Here is a 15661-nt window from a genome sequence, read left to right on the forward strand (position 1 = left end):
CCGGCGCGGCGCGCGCGGCGGCCGGTGTTTTCCGGCCATCGGCGCGCGCCGCCCCCTCTCCTTCGTTCCGGCATGACCGGGGCGACCTCGCGGCCGGCCAGGCCGCGTTTTCGTATCCGTGATTCAATGTCGATCGAACCGGCGTCGCGCAATCCGGCGGCACGGCGATGTGTGCCCTCATCGAACGACCTTCACTGGATCACCATGACGAACCCTGCCGAAATCAAGGCGCTCGTTTTCGATGTCTTCGGAACGATCGTCGACTGGAGAAGCTGTGTCGCACGCGGCGCCGCCGCGTTCCTGGACCGCCACGCACCTGCGATCGACCCGTTCGAATTCGCCGATGCGTGGCGCGCCGAATACACGCCGTCGATGGAAGAAATCCGCAGCGGACGCCGCCGCTACGTGCGGCTCGACGTGCTGCATCGCGAAAACCTCGTCCGCACGCTCGACCGTTTCGGCATCGACGACGTGCCCGACGCGGACATCGACACGCTCAACCTCGCATGGCACAGCCTTGACCCGTGGCCCGACGCGGTCGCCGCGCTGCACCGGCTGAAGCGGCGCTTCATCATCGCGCCGCTGTCGAACGGCAACATCCGGCTGATGGTCGACGTCGCGAAACGCGCGGGGCTGCCGTGGGACGCGATTCTCGGCGCGGAAGTCGTCCGCGCGTACAAGCCGTCCCCGCAGGTGTACAGCGATACCGTCGAGATTCTCGGCCTCGCGCCGGCCGAGCTGTGCCTGGTCGCGGCGCACAACGGCGATCTCGCGGCCGCGCGCCGGCAAGGGCTGTCGACCGCGTTCGTGCTGAGGCCGACCGAACACGGGCCCGGCCAGACGACCGACCTGCAGGCCGACGATCAATGGGACTTCGATGTCAGGGACCTGAACGAACTCGCGGACCGGCTGGGCTGCCCCGGTTGAGCGATGCGTGCGCCGGGCGCGCCGCACGACGCCGAACGCAAGCGCCAGGCGCGCGACACGGCTATCGGGAATATCTATTACGCGTAGCGTCCGGCCCTCCCGCGCGCCGGCTTGTCCGCAGCCGCGACATGATCGAGAATGCAGCGTCGCCGGCCGTGTTCCGACGGTTGGCATCGATTTCTGGCAACCCCCACCGGAGAACGAACATGGACGAACAGCCCAACGGCCTGAACGAAGCGTTTATCGCCAGGCAACGTCAGCGGCTCGAGGCCTTGCAGCGGCAAGTGCTCGGCGGCGAGGAAAACACCATCGCGCAGGAACGGCAACAACAGGAAACGACCGGCGCGGAAGCCGAGGAACGCGAGGACGACGCGCAGACGCTCGAGCAGGACGTCGCGAACCAGGCGCTGCGAAACGTCAACGTCCACCGGATCGCCGACATCCAGCGCGCGCTGGAAAAGATCGCGGACGGCACCTACGGATACTCCGACGAAAGCGGCGATCCCATTCCGATCGGGCGGCTCGAAGCCGTTCCCGAGGCCATCTACACCGTCGATGAAGAAAGCCGGCGCGAATCGGGACAATGACCGGATCTCGGCCATCGCCACGGCAACATTGAACGGGCCACCACGGCTCGCACCCGACAGGATGGCCCCGCGCCGCGCGCATCCCTGATACGGCGGACGACATCGGGTCGTCCGCTCGCCCCGCCTCAAGAAAACCTTCCGTCGACGTCGAGCGGCACGCTCGCGTTGCCTTCAGGCACCTGACAAATCCTTTGCAAGTCGCCATACGAATGCAAAGGATTGCAGAATACAGTGCGCTGCCGTCCGGCCTCTCTGGCCGGCGCAACGGCACAGAATGCCGTACGCGGCCACCGGCCGGCTCGCCGAGAACCCGGTCGCGGTCGATGCATTCATGCGCTCGACCGGCGACACCCTCGCACGCGTGCCCGACACCGCGATTTTCCTGACCCGCGCGAAGGACGGCGTACCGCCGGTGCTGCTCTGGTACGTCAGGCACAGCCAGGCACTGCAACGTAACGTGCTCGCCGTGACGCTCGAGATCGCGTCGACACCCTGGGTCGATGCCGCCAACCGGATCGCGATCGCGGAGCCCATGCCCGGCTACTGGACGGTGACCGCGACCTACGGGTTCATGGAACGCGCCGATCTGCCGGCACTGATGACGCAGATCGCAAGCCGGCACGGCTGCCCGCTCGACCCGGCCGCGCTGACCTATTTCATCGGTATGGAGCGCGTGACCAGCAGGGACGACGGGCAAGGCGTTCCGCGCTGGATCGCGCGGGCGTTCGCGCTGATGCTGCGCAACTGCACGCGGGTCACGGATTATCTGCGCGTGCCGGCCGATCAGGTCGTCGATCTGGGCCGGCAGGTCTCGATTTAGCACGCGGGGACGTTCGCGCCCCCAGTCAGGTCGCCGGTTCCAGCGCGCCGGCACGCCCCTTCGCCGCGCTCGCAAGACGCCGCCAGTTGCGCGCCGCATATCGGTGGGCCTGCTGCAACGCCAGCCACAGGCCGATCTGACGAACCGGTTTCAGGAAGCCGCGCGCACTGAACACGGTGCGCCGTTCGACGCGCGTCCTGCCGCCTTCGAGCGGCGTCAGCGTGAATTCGTCCTCCAGCTGGCCGACCCAGTCGCGACACCACACCGTCGACGCCACCATCCGGTAACGCAGCCGGCGATTCTCGTCGAGCACGAGAATCCGCTGGTCGATTGTGCCGCGATCGGTCGTGCATTGCCGCGTGTTGCCGACGGCGGGCACGCCTTCGAGCACGCGGCAACTGACCGGCTTCGGCACGCCGAGGCGGAACAGCAGCGGCCGCGTGTCGTCCATCCGGGCATGGAGGAAGTGCGGCCAGACATGCTCGGGCCGGCAATCGAACGTCCACTGCGAATGAATTTCCACGACCGTCTCCTGGCGGTTGTCGATGCGGAGATGATGGCACAACCGCCCCGCCACATCCGTCACTTCACGACCGCACGCCATGCGGTCCGCGCATAGATCAGCAGCAACGGCAGCAGCCCCAGCGCGAACAGCAGGCAGAGCGCCAGCACCCACACCGGCCACTGTTCCGGATTCCCCCGTGCCCAGTAGCGGTAAGGCACGCTCAGGAACCCGATTTCCATCAGCAGCGCGCCGAGCGGCACGAGCCCGTTCATCACCGCGGCCACGCCGAAGCGGGCCGCGCCGTCGATGTTCTTCCCCGCGCCGTACGCGGCGATCAGGTAGACGAAATACCCGACGATCGCGACCATCAGCGCGCCACCGGCCAGCAGCCCGACACTGCGCACACTGCGTTCATGCAGCTGAGCGGCCCCGGCCGGCAACACGACATCGATCTTCTCGCCGATCTCCGGCACGCCGCCGGATCGAATGTTGCCCGGCAGCACGACTCGCTCGCCATCCGGCATCACGACTTCCAGGATCGACGTGTACTTGATGCACTGGTAGCGCTCGGTGCGCCCGCTGCTGTCGCTCCGCTCGCAGGTGTCCCATTCGGACCGGTAGGACACGACGGTCGCCTCGTATTTCGGCGACACCGCCAGCTCGTAGAATTCGTCGCCGATCCAGTACGCGAACGGGAAAAACAGCGATACGAGACAAAAGCACACGAGCCACCAGAATGCGACCGCGCCGCCAGTCCTGCCCTTGCCGCCGGTCTGACGGCGCACCATGCGCGACGCGAGCCAGTACGCGGCTACGCCGAATACGGCCACACAGACCACGAAAACCTTGCCCGCATGCGTCAAAGCCATCTGCGTTTCCCCCGATAACCGGCCGGACCGTCGCTGGCCGTTGTTTCAATTCAGGTCGACGACATCGTCGCCACTTCGGCCGCCCCGCTCGCCCGCTATTCCGGCTCGCCGACGAACCGCAGCGTCCCCGATTCGCCCGACAGCAGCGCGCGATTCGCGTCCGCCGCCGCGCGCAGGTAATCCCACAGCGCGGTCACGCGCCGCAGCTTGCGCAGATCCTCGCGGCACGTCAGCCAGAAACACCGCGTGACGACGACATCGTTCGGCAGCACGGGCACCAGCGCCGGCTGCGTCGCCGCCATGAAGCACGGCAGGATCGCGAGCCCGCCGCCCTGCAGCGCCGCGAAATACTGCGCGATCACGCTCGTCGTGCGCAACCCGGCCGTCGCGCCGGGCACCGCCCGGTCCAGGTACAGCAGCTCGTTGCTGAACGCGAGATCGTCGACGTAGCTGATGAACGTGTGCTGCGCGAGATCGTCCGTGCATGTGATCGGCGCGTGGCGCGCGAGATAGTCGCGCGTCGCGTAGAGCCGCAACTGGTAATCGCACAGCTTCGTGACCACGTAAGGCCCGCGCTCGGGCCGCTCGAGCGTGATCGCGAGGTCGGCTTCGCGCTTCGGCAGGTTGACGAAATGCGGCACCGGCAGCAGGTCGACCGTCACGTGCGGATGCTCGGCGCGAAACTGCGCGAGCTGCGGCGCGAGGAAAAAGCAGCCGAACCCCTCCGTCGACCCGATCCGCACATGGCCCGACAGCGCCGCGCCCGTGTTCGCGACCTGGTCGCACGCGGACTGTACGGTCGTCTCCATCGCATCCGCATAGGCCACGAGCCGCTGCCCCTCGGCCGTCAGCGTGAAGCCGCCGGAGCGCGACTTGTCGAACAGCAGCGTGCCCATCGCGGCCTCGAGCGCGCGGATGCGGCGCGCGACGGTCGTGTAGTCGACGCCCAGCCGCTTCGCGGCGCCGCTCGCGCGCTGCGTGCGCGCGACTTCGAGGAAAAAGCGCAGGTCGTCCCAGTTCAGGTTGCCGGAAACCGGCTCGGTGGCATGTCGCATCGGCGAGGGAAATAGGGGCTGGAGTCTCCGGGCCGGCCGTCGATATGCATAAATGCACATCCAACCGGTTTCTTTATCGGTACATGATGAATCTGCGCATAACTATACTCGACCGTGACCTGCGGACCACGAGCCGCGGCACCACCACGGAGACACCATGCAGACGCGATCCACCCTCGATGAGCATGCGACAGTCGCGGCGCCGGCGCCCGAGCGCACCGCGAAGCACCACCTGCTGGCCGGCTGGGCCAGCATGGCCGGCACCACGATCGAGTGGTACGACTTCTTCCTCTACGGCACGGCCGCCGCGCTCGTGTTCAACCGCATCTTCTTCCCGTCGCTGGACCCCGTCGTCGGCACGCTCGCCGCGTTCGGCACGTTCGCGGTCGGCTTCATCGGGCGGCCGATGGGCGGCATCGTGTTCGGCCACTTCGGCGACCGGATCGGCCGCAAGTCGATGCTGATGATCACGCTGCTGCTGATGGGCGTGCCGAGCATGATCATCGGGCTGATCCCGTCGTACGACAGCATCGGCTACTGGGCCGCCGCGCTGCTGATCGCGATGCGTTTCCTGCAAGGGATGGCCGTCGGCGGCGAATGGGGCGGCGCGGTGCTGATGGCCGTCGAACACGCGCCAAAGGGCCGCAAGGGGCTGTTCGGCAGCCTGCCGCAGACGGGCGTCGGGCTCGGCCTGATCCTGTCGTCGGTCGCGATGGCCGCGGTCGCCGCGCTGCCGGAAGCCGACATGCTGTCGTGGGGCTGGCGCGTGCCGTTCCTCGCGAGCATCGCGCTCGTCGGCCTCGGCTGGTTCATCCGCGCGAAGGTGCCCGAATCGCCCGACTTCGAGAAGATGCAGCGCCAGGGCAAGGCCGAGAAATCGCCGGTGACGGCCGCGCTGCGCCGCCATCCGCGTGAAGTGCTGACGATCGTCGGCGCACGCGCCGCCGAGAACACGTGGTTCTACATGGTCGTCACGTTCGCGCTCGCCTATGCGACGCAGCAACTGCATCTGCCGAAAGCCGAGATGCTGCACGCGATCACGGCTGGCGCCGCACTGTCGCTCGTCACGATGCCGCTGTGCGGCCACCTGAGCGACAAGATCGGCCAGCGCCGGATGTTCGCCATCGGCCTCGTGCTGATGTGCGCATTCGCCGCGCCGTTCTTCATGATGCTCGGCACGCAGCAGACGTCGTACGCGTGGTGGGCGATCGTGCTCGGCCTCGGCGTCGTGTTCCCGATCCTCTATGCGCCCGAGTCGCTGCTGTTTGCGCAGCAGTTCCCGGCGGAAATCCGCTACAGCGGCATCTCGCTGTCGGTGCAACTCGCCGGCGTGATCGGCGGCGGCTTCGCGCCGATGATCGCGACGTCGCTGCTCAAGGCCGGCGGCGGACAACCGCATTACGTGATCGCGTACCTCGTCGGCTTCGGCGTGTTCGCGCTCGTGTGTACCGCACTGATGCGGCCGGCGCGCGCGTGAGCACGCCGCCGGCATCCGATCGATTTCAGTTCGTCCTGCTGCTCGCCGTGCACGCATGCGCGGCGGCGGATACGGTGCCCCTTTTTTGTCGTCATATCGTTTTCCGGAGAGTTCCATGAACGCCGCAGTTCCCCAGACCACCCTCGCCCTGCCCACCGCCAAGCTGCTGATCGACGGCGCGTTCGTCGAATCGCAAAGCGCCGAATGGGGCGACATCGTCAACCCCGCGACGCAGGAAACGATCGGCCGCGTGCCGTACGCGACGCTCGACGAGGTCGACGCCGCGATCGCATCCGCGCAGCGCGCGTTCCAGACCTGGAAGACGACGCCGATCGGCGCACGGCTGCGCATCATGCTGAAGTTCCAGGATCTCGTGCGCCGCAATCTCGAACGGATCGCGCACACGCTGACGGCCGAGCAAGGCAAGACGTTGCCCGACGCGCAGGGCGACATCTTCCGCGGTCTCGAAGTGGTCGAGCACGCATGCTCGATCGGCACGCTGCAGCAAGGCGAATTCGCGGAGAACGTCGCGGGCGGCGTCGATACCTACACGCTGCGCCAGCCGATCGGCGTATGCGCGGGCATCACACCGTTCAACTTCCCCGGCATGATTCCGCTGTGGATGTTCCCGATGGCGATCGTCTGCGGCAACACGTTCGTGCTGAAGCCGTCGGAGCAGGATCCGCTGTCGACGATGCAACTGGTCGAGCTAGCGATCGAGGCCGGTGTGCCGCAAGGCGTGCTGAACGTCGTGCATGGCGGCAAGACGGTGGTCGACCGCCTGTGCACGCATCCGGACATCAAGGCGATCTCGTTCGTCGGCTCGACGCGCGTCGGCACGCACGTGTACAACCTCGGCAGCCAGCACGGCAAGCGCGTGCAGTCGATGATGGGCGCGAAGAACCACGCGGTCGTCCTGCCCGATGCGCACCGCGAGCAGTCGATCAACGCGCTCGTCGGCGCGGGCTTCGGCGCGGCCGGCCAGCGCTGCATGGCGACCTCGGTCGTCGTGCTGGTCGGCAAGGCGCGCGACTGGCTGCCCGAGCTCGTCGAGAAGGCGAAGGCACTGAAGATCAACGCGGGCCACGAGCCGGGCACCGATGTCGGCCCGGTCGTGTCGAAGGCCGCGCATGCGCGCATCACCGCGCTGATCGACGAAGGCGTGAAGGCCGGCGCGAAGCTCGAACTCGACGGCCGCGGCGTGAAGGTGCCCGGCTACGAACATGGCAACTTCGTCGGCCCGACGATCTTCTCGGGCGTGACGACCGACATGTCGATCTATACCGAAGAAATCTTCGGGCCGGTGGTGGTCGTGCTCGAAGCCGACACGCTCGACGACGCGATCGCGCTCGTCAACCGCAACCCGATGGGCAACGGCGTGGGCCTGTTCACGCAAAGCGGCGCGGCCGCGCGCAAGTTCCAGAGCGAGATCGACATCGGCCAGGTCGGCATCAACATCCCGATTCCGGTGCCGGTGCCCTACTTCAGCTTCACGGGCTCGCGCGGCTCGAAGCTCGGCGATCTCGGCCCGTACGGCAAGCAGGTCGTGCAGTTCTACACGCAGACGAAAACGGTCACCGCACGCTGGTTCGACGACGACGCGACGGCCGGTGGCGTGAACACGACGATCGCGCTGCGCTGAGTGCGAAGCACGGGACCGGACCAAGCGCTAAAGCGCCAAGTCCGGTCGACCGCCTTGCATGGGACCGGACCAAGCGCTAAAGCGCCAAGTCCGGTCGACCGCCTTGCATGGGACCGGACTAAGCGCTAAAGCGCCAAGTCCGGTCGACCGCCTTGCATGGGACCGGACTAAGCGCTAAAGCGCCAAGTCCGGTCGACACACGAGACTACACATGGAAATTGCATTCATCGGACTCGGCAACATGGGCGGCCCCATGGCCGCCAACCTGCTCAAAGCCGGCCACGCACTGACGGTGTTCGACCTCGACACACATGCAGTCGACGCCGCAGTGCGCGCAGGCGCGACAGCGGCCAGCTCGCCGCGCGAAGCCGCTGCACGCGGCGCGGTCGTGATCACGATGCTGCCGGCCGCTCAGCACGTGCGCGCCGTCTACCTCGGCGACGACGGCGTGCTGGCCGGCGTGCAGGCAGACGCGACACTGATCGACTGCAGCACGATCGATCCCGGCACCGTGCGCGCGGTGGCCGACGCGGCAGCACAACGCGGCTTCCCGCTCGCCGACGCGCCCGTGTCGGGCGGCACCGGCGGCGCGCAAGCCGGCACGCTGACCTTCATGGTCGGCGCGGACGCCGCGCTGTTCGAGCACATCCGCCCCGTGCTGCTCGACATGGGGAAAAACGTCGTGCATTGCGGCGGCACGGGCACCGGGCAAATCGCAAAGATCTGCAACAACCTGCTGCTCGGAATCTCGATGATGGGCGTGTCGGAAGCAATGGCGCTCGGCGCGGCGCTCGGCATCGATCCGGCCGTGCTGGCCGGCATCATCAACACCTCGACCGGCCGCTGCTGGAGCTCGGACACGTACAACCCGTATCCGGGCGTGAGCGACACGGCACCAGCCGCGCGCGGCTATGCGGGCGGCTTCGCGGCGAACCTGATGCTGAAGGATCTCGGGCTCGCGACCGAAGCGGCACGCAGCGCGCACCAGCCGGTGTGGATGGGCGCACTCGCGCAGCAGCTCTATCAGTCGATGAGCCAGCAGGGGCTCGGCACGCTCGACTTCTCCGCGTGCGTGAAGCTGTACGAGGCGCAGTCGGCCTGACCCGAACCGCCGACGCCGGACGTGCGCCGACCCGCGATGTGCCTGAACGGCATCGCGGGTCGGTTTGCATCGGGGGAAGGAAAACGCGGATGGCGACGGCGCGTCAACGCCGCCGATCGTTCAACCGCGCGGGTTCGATGCCGTCTCGAAGGTCGGATGGCACTCGAACGCGAGTTCGGCGCGCGCGTCGACACGGCTGCCGCCGGTCAACGATTCCGTCTTCATGCTCGCGCGCATGCCGCGCTGCGTGCAGTAGTTGGTGGCTTCGTCGATGGCCTTCGTATGAGCGTCGGCCCACGTCGTCGACACGCCGACCGTGCGCGTCGTCACGGTGTACACGTTCGGGTTCGACGTCGCGGTCACGTCGGAAGCGGTCGAACACGCGGCGAGCAAGCATGCAGCAGCCGCGACGGTCAACCATCGCAGGGATCGATAAGAGACTGGATTGGACATGGGGGGCAAGCGCACGCCGTTCGACGTGCATTGAGCAACATAGGCGACAGTATGCCTGCTCGATCGCCGGAGATCATGCCCCTTTCAGTGAACACATTGTTTCGAATGGTTAAACGATGGCCGGTTCAGGCAAGATTTACAGCCGTCGCCGGCAACCGTTTTCACGTGCCGGGTAGTTTTGCCCTGCCGGCCCGTTGTTTCAGCCGCTCATGGCCGTCCGACGGTCGACGCGCGACGTCCTGCCTGATCCCCGCCGACGCTTTCGCCGGGCCGGCCGCCACGCCGCCGACTTTTTTCAACCCGTGCGACCATCTCGCGCGCCTCTCGGTGCGCCATACGCAAGCGCGCTGCGCCATATCGCCGCACAGGCATATCGCTTGCGCCATCCCCACGCCCGCCTCCCCGGCGGTCGACATCCTTCCCTCAACCGGCGCTGCGCACCGCGCGACCCATCGTGCGGCGGTCCCGCATCGTCAGCAGGTTCCCTGAACGAGAGGACAACATGAAATCAATACGAACGCTGGTGGCCCTGTGCTCGGTCGTTTCCGTGCTCGCGGCGTGTGGCGGCGACGGCAACGACGTCGGCACCGAACTCGGCATCTCGAAGCCGCAGGCGCGCTTTATCAACGCCGTGCCGGCCGGACCGAACCTCGACTACTACCTGAATGCGAAGATCGACCAGGCGGGCGTCGCCTACAAGGGCGTGACGCGCTATCACGACGTCGACTCCGGCACGCAGAACGCGAGCTACGACGTGTCGGGCACGACGACGACCGTCGCCGCGCAATCGTTCGGCGCGGCGAACGGCCACCACTACACGACGATCGCCCTGCCGAGCACGACGTCGCTGATCTCCGTGATCGACGATCCGTACGACAAGGGCCTGCTGTCGGACAAGGCGCGCGTGCGCAGCTTCAATGCGTCGCCGAACGCACAGAACGTCGACGTGTACGTCGTCCCGCCGGGCACCGACATCACGACGCAAAGCCCGACGATGGCAGGTGCGGCCTACCAGAACGCGGTGCCGGCCACGACGCAGGATTCGATCTACCTGAACGGCGGCAGCTACCAGGTGATCGTCACGACGGCCGGCAGCAAGACACCGATCCTCAAGACCGCGCCGGTCACCATCAACAACAACGCCGACTGGCTGCTGCTGACGATTCCGTCGGGCGGGGTCGGCGACGTGACGCCGAACGACGTTCACGTGCTCGTCGCGCAAGGCAACGACGCCGATACGTCCGCGCAGGAACTCGGCCCGCAGTAAGGACCGCCAACGGTCGTGGCGGCTGGTACGGTTGCGCCGGCCGCCGCGACCCCGCACACCGGTATCAGTCGACTCGCTCGAGTCGGATCACGTGCTCGGCGCGCGTACCGTCGCCGTGTTCGATATCGACGTCGCCGACGTGGCACACGCGCCAGCCCGGCCGCGTCGCGATCTGCGGCAGGTTGCCGGACGGCCGGCTCTCGATTCCGCCGAGCCCTTCGTCGGGTGTCTCGACCGCTTCGTCGAGCGACGCGTTCGAGTAAATCACGTTGTCGTGCCACTTCGACGCGCCGGCCGCCGCCTCCATGCCCTTGCCGTCGACGTCGACGGTGTTGTCGGTCATCGCCATGTTCGCGTTGTCGAGCGTCGCGATCCGGGCGGCCGCGCGCCGCACGGGGTCGCGACTGTCGCCCGCCTGCGTGCCGCGTTCGACCGGCGGCAGGCCGGTCGGCATTTTCCCGGCGATCGCCTCCGGCGTCATCGGATGCCGTGCCACCTGTGCCGCCTGGGTCGCGGCATCCGGCATGTCGCCTGCCGCCGGTGTTTTCACCGGGCTCTTCTCGATCTGTTCCCGCTGCTGTTCCGGGGTAGGGTTCGATTTCGCGTTCTGCATCGCACCTCCTTGTCCGGCCAGCTTGCGCCGGTTCGCGCCGTCGCCGGTCCGTGAATCGCTACAACGGCTCTTGCAAATCTTTCATGCACACGGCTGCGAGCACACACGCCACCAAACGCGCCTGCCCGGCACGGCACACGAAAAAAGCGGACGGCACACCCGCACGCAGCCGGCACGCCGCCCGTCCGGTAAAGCGCCCGTCAGCCGCCGCTGGCGCCGCCCGGCGCGGAGGCCGCGCCCGGCATGCTCGCGCCGCTGTCGCCGCTGCTGCCTGCCGCGCCACTGCTCGGCGTGCCCGATGGTGCGGTGGACGGCGCGGCCGACATGCCGCCCGTCGCGCTCGAATCGGAACTCGCCCCGCCAGCGCTGTCGTTGCTCTTCTTCTGGCAGCCCGCGCCTGCCGCCAGCCCCGCAATCAGGATGCCGGCGAAGACGGCTCGCGATACATGACGAAAGGAATATCGCTGCATGACACCTCCGCTGATGTCGATGTGGATGGAGCCCGCAAGCGAGCAATTTGCGTGCCGCGCCCGCGTGCGGCTGGTGGGCACCTTCCATTCATTTTTCAAATGACGCCCAGCCGAATATTTAATTTCCCATCGTCACGGCCGCCACCCATACTCGCGAACAAATCCGAGACATAACGTCCACGGCGGCCGGGCCGTCGCAGCGTGACCACGCTGCCGGTTTCGCGCCCCGCACATGGAAGGAGACAACGGCGTGCAACTGGAAGCCACCCACCGCGCGGGCATCATGCTCGGCGCGGCCGACGCATCGCATCGAACCGATTCGGCCACGCGCGACCCCGCGCTGAGCCCGCGGCTGCACAATCCCGATCTCGCGCCGACCAAGGCCGAGGGCCGGACCTGGGGCCGCTACAGCATCTTTGCGCTGTGGACCAACGACGTGCACAACATCGCGAACTACTCGTTCGCGATCGGGCTGTTCGCGCTCGGCCTGTCGGGCTGGCAGATGCTCGCATCGCTCGCGATCGGCGCGGTGCTCGTGTACTGCTTCATGAACCTCACCGGCTACATGGGCCAGAAGACCGGCGTGCCGTTCCCGGTGATCAGCCGGATGAGCTTCGGCATCTACGGCGCGCTGCTGCCCGCGATGATCCGCGCGGTAATCGCGATCGCATGGTTCGGCATCCAGACCTATCTCGCCTCCGTCGTGCTGCGCGTGCTGCTCACGGCGATCTGGCCCGGTCTCGCCGCGTTCGACCAGAATGCGATCTTCGGGCTGTCGACGCTCGGGTGGATCACGTTCATCGCGATCTGGCTCGTGCAGATCGGCATCCTCACGTACGGGATGGAGATGGTCCGCAAGTACGAGGGGCTCGCCGGCCCGGTGATCCTCGTCACGACGCTGTCGCTCGCCGCGTGGATGTATAGCCGCACGGGCGGCCATCTCGCGATGTCGATCGGCAAGCCGATGACGGGCCTGAAGATGTGGACGGAGATCTTCGCGGGCGGCTCGCTGTGGCTCGCGATCTACGGCACGCTGGTGCTCAACTTCTGCGATTTCGCCCGTTCGTCGCCGAGCGCGAAGACGGTGCGCGTCGGCAACTTCTGGGGCCTGCCGGTCAACATCCTCGTGTTCGCGACGATCAGCTTCGTACTCGCGGGCGCGCAGTTCAAGCTGAACGGCCACATCATCCACAGCCCGACGGAAATCATCGCGACGGTGCCGAACAAGCCGTTCCTCGTGCTCGGCTGCCTCGCCTTCCTGATCGTGACGGTCGCCGTGAACATCATGGCGAACTTCGTCGCACCGGCCTTCGTGCTGACGAGCCTCGCGCCGCAGCGCCTGTCGTTCCGACGCGCGGGCCTGATCAGCGCGACGATCGCCGTGCTGATCCTGCCATGGAACCTGTACAACAGCCCGATCGTGATCGTCTACTTCCTGTCCGGCCTCGGCGCGCTGCTCGGCCCGCTGTACGGGATCATCACGGTCGACTACTGGCTCGTGCGCAAGCAGCGCGTGAACGTGCCCGATCTCTATACCGAAGCGCCGACCGGCGCCTACTTCTACACGCGCGGCGTGAACCGCAAGGCGCTCGCGGCGCTCGTGCCGTCCGCGCTGATCTCGATCACGCTCGCCGTCGTGCCGGCCTTCAGCGCGATGACGCCGTTCTCCTGGCTGCTCGGCGCGGCCATCGCGGGCAGCGTGTACTGGCTGCTGGCCGATCGCAAACGGCAATACGAAGAGCGCTCGGGCGAACACATCGCGGTCGCCTGCGCGCAACACTGACACACACGCATACGGAGTCACCGATGAGGATCCTGGTAGTCAACGTCAACACGACCGAGTCGATCACCGACGCGATCGCCGCGCAGGCGCAGGCCGCCGCGTCGCCGGGCACGGAGATCGTCGGGCTGACGCCGCGCTTCGGTGCGGAGTCGGTCGAAGGCAACTTCGAGAGCTATCTCGCGGCGATCGCCGTGATGGATCGCGTGTTGAGCTACGACGAACCCTACGACGCGGTGATCCAGGCCGGCTACGGCGAACACGGCCGTGAAGGGCTGCAGGAACTGCTGACGGTGCCCGTCGTCGACATCACCGAAGCAGCCGCGAGCATCGCGATGCTGCTCGGCCATCGCTACTCGGTCGTCACGACGCTCGACCGGACGGTGCCGCTGATCGAGGATCGCCTGAAGCTCGCCGGGCTCGATGCGCGCTGCGCGTCGGTGCGTGCCAGCGGCCTCGCGGTGCTCGAGCTCGAAGAGAACCCGGCCCGCGCGATCGAGTCGATCGTCGGCCAGGCGCAGCGCGCGGTGAAGGACGATCACGCGGAAGTGATCTGCCTCGGCTGCGGCGGGATGGCCGGCCTCGACCGGCAGATCGAGGAATGCACGGGCGTACCGGTCGTCGACGGCGTGTCGGCCGCGGTCGCGCTCGCCGAGTCGCTGGTGCGCCTGAAGCTGAAGACGTCGAAGGTCCGCACGTACGCCCCACCGCGCCCAAAGCGGATCGTCGGCTGGCCGGGAACCTTCGCAAAATGACGACGCGCCGCCGGCCGGCAGCCGCGTTGCGCTCGGCCACGGTGTCGCCGGGAGGCGTATCGGCATGCGGGACCCGCTAGACCCGACCGCCCTGCCGCGCGACGCGGCCGACGCCACGGGCGCGCTCGACGTGCTCGATGCGCGGCTGATGCGCATCCTGCTCGTGCTGCTGACCGAGCGCACCGTGTCGCGTGCGGCCGTGCGCCTGAACATGTCGCAGCCGGCGACGAGCGCCGCGCTCAAGCGGCTGCGCACGCTGCTCGGCGATCCGCTGCTGGTGCGCAGCCGCTACGGGATGGTGCCGACCGAGTTCGGCGCGCGGCTGATCGAACCGCTGCGCAACGCGCTGCGCGTGATCGATTTCATCCGCATGCAACAGCCGACGTTCGACGCGCGCACGTCGGTGCGTACTTACCGGATCGGCTGCCCCGACTACCTGAACGTGCTGTTCGTGCCGAAGCTCGTCGCACTGTTCCGAGAACGCGCGCCGAATGCGCAGCTCGTGTTCCATCCGCTCGGCGACGGTTTCGACGACGAGCGCGCGCTGGCCGACGGCGAGCTCGACGTCGTGATCGACAACCGTCCCGCACGCCAGTCGCGCTTCCGGCAGGACGACCTGTTCGACGACCGCGTCGTGTGCCTGATGCGCGCGACGCATCCGCTCGCGCGGCGCGGCGCGATGACGGCCGCCGATTTCGCGGCAGTGCCGCAGCTGTGCCCAACGCCGTCGTGGCTCGAAGCGTCCGGCGCGATCGACCGGCAGCTCGAACGCGTGGGCCTGCAGCGGCACATCGTCGTCACGCTGCCGCACTTCGAACTCGCCGCACATGCGCTCGTGCGCACCGACATGATCCTCACGACCACGTACCGGCTCGCGCGGCACTATGCGAAGCTGCTGCCGCTCGCCGCGATCGCGCTGCCGATCGAACCGCCGGACATCGTGTACCGGATGACGTGGAACGAATCGGGAGCGTGTGTCGAAGGCGTGCGCTGGCTGCGCGGCTTGATCGCGGAGGCGACACGTGCGTGGCTCGATGCCGAGGCGACGCTGCCGGCGGTCGCTGCTGTCGCCGCGATCGCTGTCGGCACGGATACGGACGCGCTGACGACCGCGCCGGCCGTCTCCGATACGCCTGAACCCACCCGCCGCACGCGCCGCAAGCAGGCGACGCATTGCCGCGCATCGCCCCCTGCTCGTGTCGCGCATGCGGCGCGCATCCACCGTATCGCGACAAAGCCGCATTGACCGGTTCCAGGCCGGTGCCGGCACGATGTGCGCGATTGCCGCATGCATGAAGATGGCACACATCGCGCTGGCCGTTCCGATCACGCTGCTCGC

The 15661-nt window shown here is 67.5% G+C and carries 16 protein-coding genes; 10 read left to right on the forward strand and 6 right to left on the reverse strand.

The features are described from left to right. Nucleotides 1-204: 204 nt before the first annotated feature. The 3 genes from U5809_RS32780 (at nt 205) to U5809_RS32790 (ending at nt 2334) form a co-directional block, all read left to right on the forward strand. A complete protein-coding gene (locus U5809_RS32780; RefSeq protein WP_282510685.1) occupies nt 205-927 on the forward strand; it encodes a haloacid dehalogenase type II in 723 nt (240 codons plus the stop codon). A 128-nt stretch (nt 928-1055) separates the two neighbouring features. Further along, nucleotides 1056-1514: a TraR/DksA family transcriptional regulator gene (locus U5809_RS32785; protein WP_322089591.1), complete on the forward strand. Its 459-nt coding sequence runs from the start codon at nt 1056-1058 to the stop codon at nt 1512-1514. Nucleotides 1515-1788: 274 nt separating this feature from the next. Further along, nucleotides 1789-2334: a KUP/HAK/KT family potassium transporter gene (locus U5809_RS32790; protein ID WP_322089592.1), complete on the forward strand. Its 546-nt coding sequence runs from the start codon at nt 1789-1791 to the stop codon at nt 2332-2334. 25 nt (nt 2335-2359) lie between these two features. Here the strand turns inward: U5809_RS32790 and U5809_RS32795 are convergent, their stop codons facing one another. The 3 genes from U5809_RS32795 to U5809_RS32805 form a co-directional block, all read right to left on the reverse strand. Further along, complete coding sequence (locus U5809_RS32795) at nt 2360-2857, reverse strand: SRPBCC family protein (RefSeq protein ID WP_322089593.1); 498 nt, start codon at nt 2855-2857, stop codon at nt 2360-2362. 59 nt (nt 2858-2916) lie between these two features. Continuing rightward, on the reverse strand, nt 2917-3708 hold the full coding sequence (locus U5809_RS32800; protein WP_322089594.1) for a uracil permease: 792 nt from the start codon (nt 3706-3708) through the stop codon (nt 2917-2919). A gap of 95 nt (nt 3709-3803) precedes the next feature. Then, a complete protein-coding gene (locus U5809_RS32805) occupies nt 3804-4763 on the reverse strand; it encodes a LysR family transcriptional regulator (RefSeq protein WP_322089595.1) in 960 nt (319 codons plus the stop codon). Nucleotides 4764-4920: 157 nt separating this feature from the next. Here U5809_RS32805 and U5809_RS32810 point away from each other — a divergent pair, with 157 nt between their 5' ends. The 3 genes from U5809_RS32810 to mmsB all read left to right on the forward strand — a co-directional run bounded on the left by U5809_RS32810 (nt 4921) and on the right by mmsB (nt 8984). Further along, a complete protein-coding gene (locus tag U5809_RS32810) occupies nt 4921-6240 on the forward strand; it encodes an MFS transporter (protein WP_176045820.1) in 1320 nt (439 codons plus the stop codon). Nucleotides 6241-6355: 115 nt separating this feature from the next. Further along, nucleotides 6356-7882: a CoA-acylating methylmalonate-semialdehyde dehydrogenase gene (locus tag U5809_RS32815; protein WP_322089596.1), complete on the forward strand. Its 1527-nt coding sequence runs from the start codon at nt 6356-6358 to the stop codon at nt 7880-7882. A 211-nt stretch (nt 7883-8093) separates the two neighbouring features. Next, nucleotides 8094-8984: a 3-hydroxyisobutyrate dehydrogenase gene (gene mmsB / locus U5809_RS32820; protein WP_322089597.1), complete on the forward strand. Its 891-nt coding sequence runs from the start codon at nt 8094-8096 to the stop codon at nt 8982-8984. A gap of 120 nt (nt 8985-9104) precedes the next feature. Here the strand turns inward: mmsB and U5809_RS32825 are convergent, their stop codons facing one another. Continuing rightward, nucleotides 9105-9437, reverse strand: coding sequence for a hypothetical protein (locus U5809_RS32825; RefSeq protein ID WP_322089598.1), 333 nt, complete (start codon nt 9435-9437; stop codon nt 9105-9107). Between the two features lie 502 nt (nt 9438-9939). Between U5809_RS32825 and U5809_RS32830 the strand changes: the two genes are divergently transcribed. Beyond that, a complete protein-coding gene (locus U5809_RS32830; protein WP_322089599.1) occupies nt 9940-10704 on the forward strand; it encodes a DUF4397 domain-containing protein in 765 nt (254 codons plus the stop codon). Between the two features lie 64 nt (nt 10705-10768). Here the strand turns inward: U5809_RS32830 and U5809_RS32835 are convergent, their stop codons facing one another. Together U5809_RS32835 and U5809_RS32840 are read right to left on the reverse strand one after the other, a co-directional pair. After that, nucleotides 10769-11317, reverse strand: coding sequence for a DUF3005 domain-containing protein (locus U5809_RS32835; RefSeq protein WP_322089600.1), 549 nt, complete (start codon nt 11315-11317; stop codon nt 10769-10771). 200 nt (nt 11318-11517) lie between these two features. After that, nucleotides 11518-11787, reverse strand: a complete 270-nt coding sequence (locus U5809_RS32840) for a hypothetical protein (RefSeq protein WP_322089601.1) — start codon at nt 11785-11787, stop codon at nt 11518-11520. A 232-nt stretch (nt 11788-12019) separates the two neighbouring features. On the opposite strand from U5809_RS32840, the gene U5809_RS32845 reads away from it, so the two are divergent. From U5809_RS32845 to U5809_RS32855, 3 genes are all read left to right on the forward strand, one after another. Then, a complete protein-coding gene (locus U5809_RS32845; RefSeq protein WP_322089602.1) occupies nt 12020-13570 on the forward strand; it encodes an NCS1 family nucleobase:cation symporter-1 in 1551 nt (516 codons plus the stop codon). Nucleotides 13571-13593: 23 nt separating this feature from the next. Then, nucleotides 13594-14322 carry an aspartate/glutamate racemase family protein gene (locus tag U5809_RS32850; RefSeq protein WP_042978255.1) on the forward strand — a complete coding sequence of 243 codons (729 nt, stop codon included), beginning with the start codon at nt 13594-13596 and terminating at the stop codon, nt 14320-14322. Nucleotides 14323-14386: 64 nt separating this feature from the next. Continuing rightward, nucleotides 14387-15568, forward strand: coding sequence for a LysR family transcriptional regulator (locus U5809_RS32855; protein WP_322089603.1), 1182 nt, complete (start codon nt 14387-14389; stop codon nt 15566-15568). Nucleotides 15569-15661 lie beyond the last annotated feature (93 nt).

The sequence above is a fragment of the Burkholderia sp. BCC1999 genome, assembly GCF_905339975.1.
GTDB lineage: Bacteria > Pseudomonadota > Gammaproteobacteria > Burkholderiales > Burkholderiaceae > Burkholderia.

Coding starts and splice junctions, on each gene's coding strand:
- U5809_RS32780 (WP_282510685.1), top strand. CDS start 205: ATGACGAACCCTGCCGAAATCAAGGCGCTCGTTTTCGATGTCTTCGGA.
- U5809_RS32785 (WP_322089591.1), top strand. CDS start 1,056: ATGATCGAGAATGCAGCGTCGCCGGCCGTGTTCCGACGGTTGGCATCG.
- U5809_RS32790 (WP_322089592.1), top strand. CDS start 1,789: ATGCCGTACGCGGCCACCGGCCGGCTCGCCGAGAACCCGGTCGCGGTC.
- U5809_RS32800 (WP_322089594.1), bottom strand. CDS start 3,708: ATGGCTTTGACGCATGCGGGCAAGGTTTTCGTGGTCTGTGTGGCCGTA.
- U5809_RS32805 (WP_322089595.1), bottom strand. CDS start 4,763: ATGCGACATGCCACCGAGCCGGTTTCCGGCAACCTGAACTGGGACGAC.
- U5809_RS32810 (WP_176045820.1), top strand. CDS start 4,921: ATGCAGACGCGATCCACCCTCGATGAGCATGCGACAGTCGCGGCGCCG.
- U5809_RS32815 (WP_322089596.1), top strand. CDS start 6,356: ATGAACGCCGCAGTTCCCCAGACCACCCTCGCCCTGCCCACCGCCAAG.
- mmsB (WP_322089597.1), top strand. CDS start 8,094: ATGGAAATTGCATTCATCGGACTCGGCAACATGGGCGGCCCCATGGCC.
- U5809_RS32825 (WP_322089598.1), bottom strand. CDS start 9,437: ATGTCCAATCCAGTCTCTTATCGATCCCTGCGATGGTTGACCGTCGCG.
- U5809_RS32830 (WP_322089599.1), top strand. CDS start 9,940: ATGAAATCAATACGAACGCTGGTGGCCCTGTGCTCGGTCGTTTCCGTG.
- U5809_RS32835 (WP_322089600.1), bottom strand. CDS start 11,317: ATGCAGAACGCGAAATCGAACCCTACCCCGGAACAGCAGCGGGAACAG.
- U5809_RS32840 (WP_322089601.1), bottom strand. CDS start 11,787: ATGCAGCGATATTCCTTTCGTCATGTATCGCGAGCCGTCTTCGCCGGC.
- U5809_RS32845 (WP_322089602.1), top strand. CDS start 12,020: ATGGAAGGAGACAACGGCGTGCAACTGGAAGCCACCCACCGCGCGGGC.
- U5809_RS32850 (WP_042978255.1), top strand. CDS start 13,594: ATGAGGATCCTGGTAGTCAACGTCAACACGACCGAGTCGATCACCGAC.
- U5809_RS32855 (WP_322089603.1), top strand. CDS start 14,387: ATGCGGGACCCGCTAGACCCGACCGCCCTGCCGCGCGACGCGGCCGAC.